This window comes from Streptomyces sp. NPDC058685, assembly GCF_042714725.1.
In the GTDB taxonomy this organism is placed as follows: Bacteria; Actinomycetota; Actinomycetes; order Streptomycetales; family Streptomycetaceae; genus Streptomyces.
Genome location: NZ_JBHXSL010000022.1, coordinates 57,066 through 69,459, shown reverse-complemented (window position 1 = coordinate 69,459; position 12,394 = coordinate 57,066). Strand labels below are relative to the sequence as shown.

The following is a 12,394-nucleotide window of genomic DNA, read 5'->3' as shown; positions in this document are numbered from 1 at the left end:
GCAGAGGAGCCGGTCAGCGGAGGGGGAGGAGGACGCCGGGACTGAGGATCCCGTCGGGGTCGAGACGTGCCTTGACGGCCTGGAGGATGTCGGTGCCGAGCGCGCCGATCTCCTGCCCGAACCAGTCGCGGTGGTCGGTTCCCACGCCGTGGTGGTGACTGATGGTGCCACCCGAGGCGAGGATCGCGTCGTTCGCGGCCCGCTTGACCGGCGTCCAGTGGGCGATCGGGTCCTCGCCCTGGGCGGACACGACGGTGAAGTACAGCGATGCCCCGGTCTCGTAGACGTGCGAGATGTGGCACATGACCAGCGGCGGGGTGCCCGCGGCGGTCAGGGTCTCGTTGAGGGCGGTGCGGACCGCGTCGTAGAGCGCGGGGATGCCGGACCAGAAGGTGGCGGTCTCCAGCGTCTCGGCGAACGCGCCGGCGTCCAGCAGGGCGTCCCGCAGGTAGGGGGCGGAGTAGCGTCCGTGGGCCCAGCGCTCACCGGGTTCGGTGCCGACGAGCTCGCCCCCGCAGGTCTCCAGCACGGTCCGTGCCTGCTGCTGCCGGCTCGCGTTGTCCTCGGGCGTTCCCTCGAAGCCGACGATGGCCATGCACCCGGCGGGCGCACCGTCGGGACCGGAACCGCCGATGGCGTCGGGCTGGGCGAGCCCGATGAGGGTCTCGGTCTCGTCGGACAGCCTCAGCACGGTGGGCCGCGGGCCGTCCTGGGCGAGCGTGCGCAGAGCGGCGGCACCGGCCTCGAACGAGGCGAAACGCCACCCTTCGTAGACCCGCTCCACCGGGCGGGGGCGGATGCGCACCGTCACGGAGGTGATGACGCCGAACGCGCCCTCGGACCCGAGGACCAGCTGACGCAGATCGGGGCCGGCGGCCGAGCGCGGCGAGCGGCCGAGATCGAGGCTGCCGCGCGGGGTGGCGACCGTGAGGCCGAGCACCATCTCGTCGAAGCGGCCGTATCCCGCCGAGGCCTGGCCGCTGGAGCGTGCCGCGGCGAAGCCGCCGATGGTGGCCCACTCGTAGGACTGCGGGAAGTGCCCCAGCGTGAACCCGCGCTCGGCGAGGAGAGCCTCGGCCTCGGGGGCGCGCAGCCCGGGCTGGAACGTGGCGGTGCGGGAGACCTCGTCCAGTGCGAGCAGCGCGTCCATCCGGCGCAGATCCAGGGCGACGAACGGGCCCTGGCCCTCCGGCGCGAGGCCGCCGACGACGGAGGTGCCGCCGCCGAAGGGAACGACGGCCACGCCGTGCTCGGCGCAGACCGCCAGGACGGCGACGACATCGTCGTGGCTGCCGGGGAGCAGGACCGCGGCCGGGGTGTCGTCGGTGTCGCCGGCCCGGATGCGCAGCAGGTCGGGCGTCGACTTTCCGCGGGTGTGCCTGATCCGGGTCTCGGCGTCCGTCCGCAGGTGCTCCGGGCCGCCGAGCGCGTCGGCGAGGGCCTGACGGACGTCGGCGCCGAGCGGCGACTCGGGGACCTGGATCTCCTCGAGGGCGATCGGTTCCGCGGACCGCGGCTTCACGCCGAGGGCTGCCTGCAGGAGCTCGATGACCGAGTCGGGCAGAGGGGCCGCCTTGGCCGGGTCGCCCCAGCCGCTCCACAACATGTCCACGCGGGTTTTCCTCACTGGTTGGTCCGGTGGCCGTGTCAGCCGGCCGCACTGCCGTTACACTGTGACAGATGACGCCCATTCGTCACAACCATGCGGACGGCGACGCCGTTCTCGACGCGGCCCGGGACTGTGTTCTCGCGGTCGGCGTCCGCCGGACCACCCTGACCGACGTGGCCCGGCGGGCCGGCGTCTCCCGTATGACGCTCTACCGGCGCTGGCCCGACGTGCGGACCCTCGTCGGCGATCTGATGACGCGTGAGTGGATCGCCGTCGCCCAGGGCGCGCTCCCTCAGGCCGACGACTCCGCCCCGACCCGGGAGCGACTGGTCGACGGGCTGGCGGCCGGAGCGCAGGCGTTCCGGGCGCATCCGCTGTTCCGCAAGATCATCGACGTGGATCCGGAGCTGCTCCTGCCCTATCTGCTCGACCGGCGCGGTGCCACGCAGGACGCCCTGCTGGAGCTGATCGTCACCGCGGTCGAGGAGGGGCAGGCCGACGGCTCGATCCGCCGGGACCACGCCGTCCGTCAGGCCCGCTCGCTGCTTCTGGTCGTACAGGGCTTCACGCTCTCGCTGCGCACCATGACCGACGACAGCGAACCCGACCTCACCGCCGCCGCGTTCCAGCAGGAGCTGCGGACCGTCCTGGAGAGGATGCTCGCCCCATGAGCCCCACCCCCGACACCTTCCCTTCCTCCCTCAACGCCTCACGGCGCGCTCGTGAGCTGGCCGAACTCACCGACGGCACCACTGTCGACGTTCTGGTCGTCGGACTCGGCGCGACCGGCGCCGGAGCCGCCCTGGACGCCGCCGCCCGGGGACTGTCCGTGGCGGCGATAGACGCCCACGACCTCGCGTTCGGCACCTCACGCTGGAGTTCGAAGCTGATCCACGGCGGGCTGCGCTATCTCGCCACGGGCCAGCTCGACGTCGCCCACGAGAGCGCCGTCGAACGCGGCATCCTGATGGAACGCACCGCCCCGCACCTGGTACGCCCACTGCCCTTCGTCCTGCCCCTGACCCCGCTCGTGGGGCGGGCCCAGGCCGCCGTCACCCGGGTCGGTCTGCGGGCGGGCGACGTCCTTCGCGCGTCCGCCCGCACCTCACGATCCACGCTGCCCGCCCCGCGTTCCCTGTCCGCGCGGGAGACCCGGCACCTGGCGCCCGGCCTCCGCTCGACGGGGCTGCGCGGCGGCCTGCTCTCGTGGGACGGCCAACTCAGCGACGACGCACGCCTGGTGACGGCGATCGCCCGTACGGCGGCGGCGCACGGCGCCCGCATCCTGACCCGGGTCCGTGCACTGGAGGTCGGTGACTCCGTCGCCCGCGTACGCGACGAGCTCACGGGCGAGGAAGGGTTCGTCCGGGCGCGTGCCGTGATCAACGCGACGGGCGTATGGGCGGGCGGCCTTGTCGAGGACATCCACCTGCGCCCGTCGCGCGGGACGCATCTGGTCCTGCGGGCCGAGGCTCTGGGCGGTCTGTCGTCCGGTCTGCACATCCCGGTCCCGGGAGAGTCCAACCGCTTCGTCCTGGTGCTGCCGCAGGGCGACGGCAGGGTCTACGTCGGTCTCACCGACGAGCCGGTGGACGGCGACATCCCCGACGTCCCCGAAGTGCCCGAGTCCGACATCGGGTTCCTGCTCGACGTGCTCGGCTCGGCGCTGTCGGCACCGCTGCCCCGGTCCGCGGTCGTGGGCGCGTTCGCCGGGCTGCGGCCTCTGCTGACCGCGGGCAGCGGGACACAGGAGCGCACCTCCGACATCTCACGCCGGCACGCGGTCCTCAGCTCCCGGGACGGTGTCGTCACCGTCGTCGGAGGCAAACTCACCACCTACCGGCGCATGGCCCAGGACGCGGTGGACCACGCCGTGAAGACGCGCGGACTCGTCGCCGGCCCGTGCCGGACCGCCACACTGCCGCTGGTGGGGGCCGCCTCGCCGGACGCCCTCGCGGCCCTGGACGCGCCCCGCCGCCTGGTGGAGCGATACGGCACCGAGGCCCCCGCCGTCCACGCCCTCGGCGCCGCGGACCCGGCCCTGCGGGAACCGGTGGTCGCCGGCCATCCGGTCACCGGAGCCGAACTCGTGTGGGCCGTGCGGCACGAGGGCGCGCTCGACGAATCCGACGTCCTCGACCGCCGCACCCGCATCGGACTGGTCCCGCAGGACCGGGAGTCGGCGCTGGACGCGGCACGCTCCGCGCTGTTCGCGGGGTCGCCCGGCGGGGGCGGGAGCGACTGACCGCGGGGCGGTGGAGCGAGCGAGCGCCGAGTCGGGTCCCAGGTCGTCACCGCCCGGTCAGGCGACCCGCGTGCCCGTCCCCGACACCCGGACCCGCTCGTCGCCTTCGCGCAGCTCCACCGTCAGGACCCCGGGACGGCCCAGGTCCTCGCCCTGATGGAGGGTGAGGACCGACGAGGCCGGCACCAGACCCAGTTCGCGGGCGTACGCGCCGAAGGCGCCCGCGGCCGCGCCCGTGGCCGGGTCCTCGACGACGCCGCCCACCGGGAACGGGTCGCGGACGTGGAAGACGTTCTCCGACTCCCGCCACACCAGATGCACCGTCGTCAGATCGAGGCGGTGCATCAGGGCTTCGAGACGTTCGAAGTCGTACTCCAGGTCCGCCAGTCGCTCGCGGGTCGCGGCCCCGAGCACGAGATGACGCGCGCCCGCGAACGCGATACGGGGCGGGAGCGCGGGATCCAGATCGCCGGCCGGCCAGTCGAGCGCGGCCAGAGCCTCGTCGAGATCGGCGGCCGCGATCTCCTCGGTGCGCGGTTCGACCGTCGTGAGCGTGGCCCGCAGCGAGCCGCTCACCTCGGTCACGGTCACGTGCACCGTGCCCGCGCGTGTCGCGAAGACCAGGTCACCGGGGCCGATGCGCTCGCCGAGAGCGACGGCCGTGGCCACGGTGGCGTGCCCGCAGAACGGCACTTCGGCCTGCGGGCTGAAGTAGCGGATGGTGAACGCACGGCCGCTCTCGCCGCCGAGCCCGTCCGGTGGCGGGGTGAGGAAGGCCGATTCGCTGTACCCGAGCTCCGCGGCGATGGACAGCATCTCCGCGTCGCCGAGCGCTGCCGCGTCGAGGACGACGCCGGCAGGGTTGCCACCCTTCGGATCCTCGGAGAAGGCGGTGTAGCGCAGGACCTCTTGCTTCGTCGTCATGACGGGCGCAACGACGGGCGGGCGTGGGTTGTTCCTGCCGGCCGGTGCGCAGGTGACAGGCCGAAGCCGCTCGCGGGCGGCGCCGGCCTTGCGCTCGTGGGCCGTTGTCAGTGCCGCCCCCTAATCTCCTCGGCATGGCACGGGTGACATTCGTCGACGAGACGACATCGGGCAGCCGCAGTGACGGCTGGGGACTGGACATCGCCGAGGAGCGGCTGGCGTTGCGCGAGGTGATCCGACGGCGGGTCTTCCAGGAGGTCGCGGAGTTCCACGCACGGGGCGCCGGGGAGTACCAGGGGCTGGTCCGGCCCGCCTCCGGCAACGGTTGGGCGGACCGCGCGTCCGGTGCCGGCCGTACGGGCGAGGCGACGGGCGGCCGGATGGATCCGGAGGCCCAGTGCGCCCTCGCGCTCGCCGCCTTCGAGCGCAACGGCTTTCTCATACTCGTCGGCGACCGGCAGGTCGAGGATCTGGACGAGGAGATCGAGCTGCGCCTCGACACCGAAGTCACCTTCCTCAAGCTCGTCCCCCTGGTGGGTGGCTGATGGCCATGTACAGAGCCGAACAGCTGCGGCAGGTCGAGGGCCACATCGCCGACGACAACATGGGCGAGCTGGCGAAGAAGCTCGTGAACATCGCCGCGGTCAACAACAACCACTGGCACGACGACGGCGCGAAGATCCTCGCGGCGGTGGGCGCGCTGCCCGAGAACTCCCGGCTGCGGCTCGCCAACGCCCTGGTCGCACGCCACCGGTCGGGCGGTGACGGTGACATCGTCCGCGGCCATGTCCTCACCCTGGTCGGCGTCGTGGGGCGTGACCTTCCCGACGATCCGCTCTCCGCGGAGCGGCTGCGGAAACTGGACGACCTCTCCCGGGTCAGCTCCCACTACGCGACGCACGAGCTCCACACCCTGGTCGAAGCCGAACTGGCCGCCGGACGGCCGGTGTCGGGCCATGTGGTCGCCGTGGTGCGGCGCTGCCACCTGAGCGCGTACCACGACAAGCAGCGGCTCGGCGAGCTGGCGAAACGGCTCACCGAGCCGGTGCTCAATCCCGGTGAGGCATGGTCGGACCGCGTGCTGGCGGACCTGCCCGTGCTCGCCGGCGACTGGCCCGCGCTGCTGTCGCACGCGCTCACCGCCACATCGGCGAAGCCCAGCGCGAAGTGGGACCGGCCCGCCCGGGACCTGATCGCCTCCATCGGGGCCGATCAGGTGCGGACCACGGTGGTGTCATGGCTCGCGCTGGTCGGGCGGCCCCGGACGCTGGAACTGGTCCGCGGTCCCTACGAGTCGGACGTCAACAACGCCCTCGACCCGTACAACGCCAATGCCTTGCGCGGTCTCGCCTGGATGTTGTCCCTGCTTCCGCCCCACCCCGAGACGGCACGGACGCTCGGGGCGCTGACCGACGTCTGTCTGCGCAAGGTGGCCGGGCTCGGACCCCGCAACCCGAAGATCGCCAACGCGGGGGTCACGGCGCTCGCCCGTATCGAGAGCGAGTCCGCCCTCGCCGAACTGGCCCGGCTCGCCACCCGTGTGACCTACAAGGGCACCCTGAAACTGATCGACGCGGCACTGGAGACACGGGCCGCCGCGCTCGGGCTGAGCCGGGACGAGATCGAGGAACTCGCCGTACCCGCCTACGGGTTGACCGAGGTGGGCCGGGCGGTGCACCAGCTCGGGGAGTGCACGGCGGAACTGACCGTGACCGGCGGCCGGGCCCGCCTGACCTGGCTGAACGCCGCGGGCAAGCAGGTCAAGGCGCCGCCCACCGTGGTAAGGCGCGACCACGCCGACGAGCTGAAGGAGCTCAAGGGCGCGGCCAAGGACATCGACAAGATGCTCGGCGCCCAGTCCGAGCGGCTGGACCGGCAGTTCCTCGCCCGCAGGTCATGGGCGTACCGGGCCTGGCGCGAGCGGTATCTCGACCATCCACTCGTGGGCACCCTCGCCCGACGGCTGCTGTGGACCGTGGACGGCACGACGTGCGGATACGCCGACGGCGAGCTGCGCGACCAGGACGACGAGCCCGTCACCGACGGCACCGCCGTCGAGCTGTGGCACCCCGTAGGCCAGGATGCCGCGGATGTCGTCCGATGGCGGCTCTGGCTCGAACGGCACGCGATCACCCAGCCGTTCAAGCAGGCACACCGCGAGGTCTATCCGCTCACCGACGCCGAGCGGACCACGGGGACGTACAGCAACCGCTTCGCGGGGCACATCCTGCGACAGCACCAGTTCCACTCGCTCGCGGCGGTCCGCGGCTGGACGAACCGGCTCAGACTCTGCGTGGACGACTCCTACACACCCGCCTACCGTGAGCTTCCCCAGTGGGGGCTGCGCGCCGAGTACTGGATCGACGGCGAGGCCGAGGGCTGGGGCCCGGGCGAGACCACCGAGTCCGGCAGCTATCTGCGGCTGGCCACCGACCAGGTCCGCTTCTATCCGATCGACGCCCCGCACAACTACGCGCACGCCGGCAGCGGGCGCTACGAGATGTGGCTACGGGACGGCGGTGACCGCGTCGCACCGCTGGCGCTCACGGACATTCCGGAGCTGGTGCTCTCCGAAGTCCTGCGCGACGTCGATCTCTTCGTCGGCGTGGCCTCCGTCGGCAACGACCCCACGTGGCAGGACGGTGGCCCCGGCGGCCGCTTCCGGGAGTACTGGACCAGTTACGGCTTCGGCGAGCTGAACCAGAGCGCGGCGACCCGCCGGGAGCTCCTCACCCGGCTCGTGCCGCGCCTGGCGATGGCCGACCGCTGCACGGTCGAGGGCCGCTTCCTCGAGGTACGGGGCGATCTGCACACGTACAGGATCCATCTGGGGTCCGGCAACATCCTGCGGACGCCGAACGACCAGTACCTGTGCATCGTGCCCAAGGCCGGCGGCGGACACGACACCGGCTATCTGCCCTTCGAGGGTGACGGCATGCTCGCCGTGATCCTCAGCAAGGCCACCATGCTGTCGAGGGACAAGGAGATCACTGATCCCACGATCGTCAGTCAGCTGCGCTGAGCGCGTTGGGGGCGGCGTCTGAGGTTCCCCGGAGAAAATGTCGCGGCACATGTCGATCCGGCCGCCTCCTGTTCGACGCAGGGGTGAGAGGCGGGGACAGGCCCCGCCGCCGGACGGTGGAGCCGACCATGGACCGCGACGAGATTCTCTCCTGGGTGAAGGCCGAGCGCCTGAGCCTTGCCGACTTCTTCGAAGGCCTCCACGACGAGGAGTGGGAGGAGGCATCGCTCTGCGCCGGCTGGACGGTCCACGACGTGGCCGCCCATCTGACCCTGTCCACCCGCACCACGCCGGCGGGTTCGATCACGGGAATCATCCGGGCCCGCGGCAACTGGGACCGGATGGAAGCCGACAAGGCACGGGAGAGGGCGGCCGGGTTCGGTCCGGCCGAACTGATCGCCCAGCTCCGTGAGACGGCCGGCTCGGCTCGTCGGGCGCCCGGCGCCGCGCCCCTGGACCCGCTGGTCGACGCCCTTGTGCACGGTCAGGACGTGGCCCGCCCGCTCGGACGCCGCCGGGACATGCCGGTGGAGCCGACGGTCGCGGCCCTCGGCCATGTCCACGGAAGCATCTTCTACGGCGCGCGCAAACGCCTCCGCGGCACCAAGCTGGTGGCCACGGACGCGGACTGGTCGGCGGGTTACGGACCGGACGAGGTCAGGGGACCGGTCGGGGAGCTGCTCCTGCTGGCGACCGGGCGTCCGGAGGGGCTGGCGGGTCTCTCCGGCCCGGGTGTGCGACGGCTCGAGGCGGCGCTGCGGTGACGGGGTGCGCTGCGATCCGGACGGTGTCAGGGCGCCCCGCCGGCCGGCCTCGGAGGACAGGGCGCCCCGGAAGCCGTGCCGCGGGGGACACGGCCTCGGCGGCACCGAGCGCGCGGGATGCCGCCGCCTTCTCGTGTACTCCCCGTCCCCTCCTAGCGGCCGACGCCCGCGATGGCGGTGGCCAGAGCCGTGATCGGCGGCCACGACCACTGGCCGGCACGCGCCAGCAGAAAGCTGCGGCGCTTGCCGGCCAGCGGGTCCAGCGGCCGGAACGCGACGTCCGACCGGTTCCTCTCGATCCCCGATTCCGCGAGCAGCGCCACCCCGAGTCCGGCTCCGACCAGGCTGTTCACCAGGTGCAGGCTGTCCACGCGGTGGGCGATGCGAGGGGTGAACCCGGCGATGGCGCACACGCGCTGCACCAGTTCGTCGTCGTCGGTCCCGCGGGAGTTGGCGATCCAGCCCGTCCCGGCGAACTCAGCCAGTTCGGAGACCGCGACGGGGCTCCCGGCGTCCGGATGGTCCACGGGGACCGCCAGGAAGAGCGGCTGTTCCTCGAACTGCCGGGCACTCAGTTCGGGCGGGAGACTGCGGGGGACCAGGCTGTAGTCGTACACGACACCGAGGTCCATCCCACCGGAGCGCAGCAGCCCGGCCGTGTGCTCGGGCTCGTGCTCGTACACCTCCACCACCACGCGTGGATACACCTCACGCAGATGCGCCAGGGCGGGGAGGACGACAGGCTCCACCGCGGTGAAGAAGCTCGCCAGCCGCACCCTTCCCACCGGATCGGCCGCGCCCCGCAGCTCCGCCTGGGCCTCCTCCACCGCGGCGAGGATGCCCACCGCGTGCTCGACCAGTCGCTGACCCGCGGGTGTCAGCTGGACCCGGCGGCCGACCCGGTTCAGCAGCGGGACCCCGACCTCCTCCTCCAGGACGGCGAGGTGCTTGGAGACGGCCGACGTCCCGTAGCCGGTGCTCGCGGCCACCGCCGCCATCGTGCCCAGGCGGTGCAGTTCGACCAGGAGACGCAGCCGTCCCAGATCGGGCAGGTGGTCGATGCCATCACTCGTCATCGGTCAATTGTCCACTGATGGTGGCTGAAGCGTCCACCATCGGCCCGTGGACAGAAACAGAGCCCGGCCGGTCCAATGGCCTGGTGACTGCCACCACCGCCGCCGATACGACCGACGCAACCACCGGTGCAGCGGCGCCCTCCGGGCCCCGCCTGATGCCGGGCCCAGCGCTCGTCCTGATCGCCATGGCCGCCCTGCACACCGGGAGCGCGCTGGCGACGGAGCTGTTCGGTTCACTCGGTCCGGCCGGCACCACCTGGCTCCGTCTGACGTTCGCGGCCGTGTTCCTTCTGGCCTGCACCGGCAGGTCCCTGTGGCGGACGCTGAAGACGACACCGCGCGCCGACCTGCTGGCCACATTCCTGCTCGGCGCTGTCAGCGCGGGCATGATGCTCCTCTTCTCCGAAGCGGCCGCCCGCCTCCCCCTGGGGACGGCCACCGCGCTGGAGTTCCTCGGCCCCCTCACGGTCGCCGTCGTCGCATCGCGCCGGTTCAAGGAGCTGACCTGGCTGGGACTTGCCGCCATCGGCGTCCTGCTGCTCACCTCACCGTGGGCGGGCGCGACGAGCCTGGCGGGCGTCCTGTTCGGTCTCGGCTCGGCGGCTTGCTGGGCGCTGTACGTCGTCGGCACGGCTCATGTCGGCAGCCGCTTCTCCGCGCCCCACGCCCTGGCCGTCTCGCTCGCGGTCGCCGCCGTCGTCGCCGCACCCTTCGGTGCGCCCGGCGCTCTCCCAGCCCTCACCTGGCACACCGCTGCTGCCGTCGCCGGTATCGCGGTGCTCATGCCGCTTGTGCCGTTCCTGCTCGAGATGAAGGCCCTCCAGCGCATCGGCAAGACCACCTACGGCACCCTGGCCGGACTCGAACCGGCCGTGAGCCTGCTGGCCGGCGTGATCCTCATCGCGCAGACACCCACCTCGCTCCAGATCGCCGGCACCGCTCTGGTGGTCGCCGCGGGCATCGGCGCGACGCGGGCCGAGGCGCGCCGGCGGACGGCCGGACCGGCGGTCCTGTAGCGCGCCTGCGGCCCGCCCGCCTGCCCGGGGCGCGTCCATTCGTGTGCCCATGTCCGGCCGGGCACCGGGTACGCGGCCCTCGGGGGAACCGATGACCTTGGCCCTCGCTCCCGCGGGGCGCCGGGCTCCTGGGGTCCGCCCTCCCGGGGGGCAGGCCCGACATCCAGCGATTCGAGGCGAGACGCAGATGAACGATCACGGCACGGACGACGCCGTACCTCGGCGACCGCAGGACGAGCTCCGGAGGAACGCCGCCGAGGCGGGGGCTCGCGAACGGGAGCGTACGGAGCACGAAGCGGTGGTTGCCGCGGCGGAGGCGGCCGCCCCGACGTCACCCGAGGGCCGGGACACCCTCCGCCGGGCGCTGGCCCGTACGGGAGTCCTCGATGTGTTCGGTGACCAGGACGAGACGGTGGTCGGGGCCGTCGCCGAGGCGTCCCCCGATGCCGCCGCCGTGGTGGCCGGATGGATCGACACCGCTTTCGAGGCGGGGCGGGCCCAACGCCCCTGACTCCCCGGCGCGGTACCGACCCGTACCTGCTCCGCGCATCGTCCGCAGGCGCGCCGGAGACGGGCGGAAGGCGCCGCGTACCGTGGCGGTCAGCCGTTGATCCCACCGAGCCGGCGCTCGGGCGCGGGTCGTCCGGAGTGCGCGGGTCGTTCAGAGAGAAGGAACAGGCGTCATGCGTATCGCTGTCGTGGGTGCGGGAGGAGTGGGCGGGTACTTCGGTGCGCGCCTCGCGGCGGCCGGGAACGAGGTGACGTTCGTGGCCCGGGGCAGGCATCTGGAGGCGATCCGCCGCAACGGGCTGCTGGTACGGAGCCCGCTCGGCGAGTTCCGGGTGCACGCCGACGCCGTGGTGCCCACGATCGCCGACCTCGGGCCGGTCGATGTCCTTCTCATCGCCGTCAAACTGTGGGACACCGACGACGTGGTGGCCCAGCTCCGGAACCACGTCGGCGCGGGCACCATGGTCATCTCCCTGCAGAACGGCGTGCAGAAGGACACGGTCCTGCGTCGTGAACTGCCCGCGGAGACCGTCGCCGGGGGAGTCTGCTACATCTCGGCCACCATTCAGGAGCCAGGGATCGTCGTGCACAACGGCGAGATGCAGAAACTGGTCTTCGGCGAGTACGGCGGACAGGACTCGGACCGGACCCGGGCGTTCCTCGACGCCTGCCTCAAGGCCGGCATCGATGCCGAGATCAGCGCCGACATCGAACGGGTCGTCTGGGAGAAGTTCGTCTTCCTGGCCAGTGTCTCGGCGGCGACGTCAGCGGTCCGCCAACCCATCGGCGTGGTCCGTTCCCACCCCCGCTCCCGCGTCCTGCTCGGGGATCTCATGGCGGAGGTCGTCGCGGTCGGCCGGGCGGCCGGCGTCCATCTGGATCCCGCGTTCGCCGACGACCGGCTCACTTTCTGCGACAGCCTTCCGGCGACGATGACCTCGTCGATGCACCACGACCTGACGGAGGGGCACCGGCTCGAACTGGCGTGGCTGAGCGGCGCGGTGGCCGACCTCGGCGAGGAACTCGGCGTGAGCACACCACGCCACCGGACCGTCGCCGACATCCTGGCTCCCTACGAGCTGGGTGAACCGGAGCCGGTGGAGCCGTCCATCGACCCCGACCCCGACAACGGCGCCTGAACAGACGGTACGGATGGAGCGGACACCCGCTGCCCGGGCAGGCTCGTGCCGGCGTCCGGGCACACGGGCCGTGGGGGCCGGGCGGACGG

The 12,394-nt window shown here is 72.5% G+C and carries 11 protein-coding genes; 8 read left to right on the top strand and 3 right to left on the bottom strand.

The window, feature by feature from the left end; genetic code table 11:
• Positions 1–13: 13 nt before the first annotated feature.
• A complete protein-coding gene (locus ACFWU3_RS19585) occupies positions 14–1,612 on the bottom strand; it encodes an FAD-binding oxidoreductase (protein WP_384438793.1) in 1,599 nt (532 codons plus the stop codon).
• A gap of 68 nt (positions 1,613–1,680) precedes the next feature.
• Here ACFWU3_RS19585 and ACFWU3_RS19580 point away from each other — a divergent pair, with 68 nt between their 5' ends.
• Entirely contained in the window at positions 1,681–2,280 is a 600-nt protein-coding gene (locus ACFWU3_RS19580; protein ID WP_384438790.1) for a TetR/AcrR family transcriptional regulator, read from the top strand.
• Complete coding sequence (locus ACFWU3_RS19575) at positions 2,277–3,854, top strand: glycerol-3-phosphate dehydrogenase/oxidase (RefSeq protein WP_384438787.1); 1,578 nt, start codon at positions 2,277–2,279, stop codon at positions 3,852–3,854. Before ACFWU3_RS19580 ends, ACFWU3_RS19575 begins: the two co-directional genes overlap by 4 nt.
• A gap of 57 nt (positions 3,855–3,911) precedes the next feature.
• Here ACFWU3_RS19575 and ACFWU3_RS19570 read toward each other — a convergent pair whose 3' ends face one another.
• Entirely contained in the window at positions 3,912–4,778 is an 867-nt protein-coding gene (locus tag ACFWU3_RS19570) for a PhzF family phenazine biosynthesis protein (RefSeq protein WP_384438784.1), read from the bottom strand.
• Positions 4,779–4,912: 134 nt separating this feature from the next.
• On the opposite strand from ACFWU3_RS19570, the gene ACFWU3_RS19565 reads away from it, so the two are divergent.
• From ACFWU3_RS19565 to ACFWU3_RS19555, 3 genes are all read left to right on the top strand, one after another.
• Positions 4,913–5,323, top strand: a complete 411-nt coding sequence (locus tag ACFWU3_RS19565) for a hypothetical protein (RefSeq protein WP_384438781.1) — start codon at positions 4,913–4,915, stop codon at positions 5,321–5,323.
• On the top strand, positions 5,323–7,800 hold the full coding sequence (locus tag ACFWU3_RS19560) for a DUF4132 domain-containing protein (RefSeq protein WP_384438778.1): 2,478 nt from the start codon (positions 5,323–5,325) through the stop codon (positions 7,798–7,800). The genes ACFWU3_RS19565 and ACFWU3_RS19560 overlap by 1 nt, the downstream gene beginning before the upstream one ends.
• Before the next feature lie 128 nt (positions 7,801–7,928).
• Positions 7,929–8,564, top strand: coding sequence for a maleylpyruvate isomerase family mycothiol-dependent enzyme (locus ACFWU3_RS19555; RefSeq protein ID WP_384438775.1), 636 nt, complete (start codon positions 7,929–7,931; stop codon positions 8,562–8,564).
• Positions 8,565–8,716: 152 nt separating this feature from the next.
• Here the strand turns inward: ACFWU3_RS19555 and ACFWU3_RS19550 are convergent, their stop codons facing one another.
• Complete coding sequence (locus ACFWU3_RS19550; protein WP_384438772.1) at positions 8,717–9,640, bottom strand: LysR family transcriptional regulator; 924 nt, start codon at positions 9,638–9,640, stop codon at positions 8,717–8,719.
• 83 nt (positions 9,641–9,723) lie between these two features.
• Between ACFWU3_RS19550 and ACFWU3_RS19545 the strand changes: the two genes are divergently transcribed.
• From ACFWU3_RS19545 to ACFWU3_RS19535, 3 genes are all read left to right on the top strand, one after another.
• Positions 9,724–10,656: a DMT family transporter gene (locus tag ACFWU3_RS19545; protein WP_384438769.1), complete on the top strand. Its 933-nt coding sequence runs from the start codon at positions 9,724–9,726 to the stop codon at positions 10,654–10,656.
• A gap of 187 nt (positions 10,657–10,843) precedes the next feature.
• Positions 10,844–11,167, top strand: coding sequence for a hypothetical protein (locus ACFWU3_RS19540; protein ID WP_384438766.1), 324 nt, complete (start codon positions 10,844–10,846; stop codon positions 11,165–11,167).
• A 172-nt stretch (positions 11,168–11,339) separates the two neighbouring features.
• On the top strand, positions 11,340–12,305 hold the full coding sequence (locus ACFWU3_RS19535; protein ID WP_384438764.1) for a ketopantoate reductase family protein: 966 nt from the start codon (positions 11,340–11,342) through the stop codon (positions 12,303–12,305).
• Positions 12,306–12,394 lie beyond the last annotated feature (89 nt).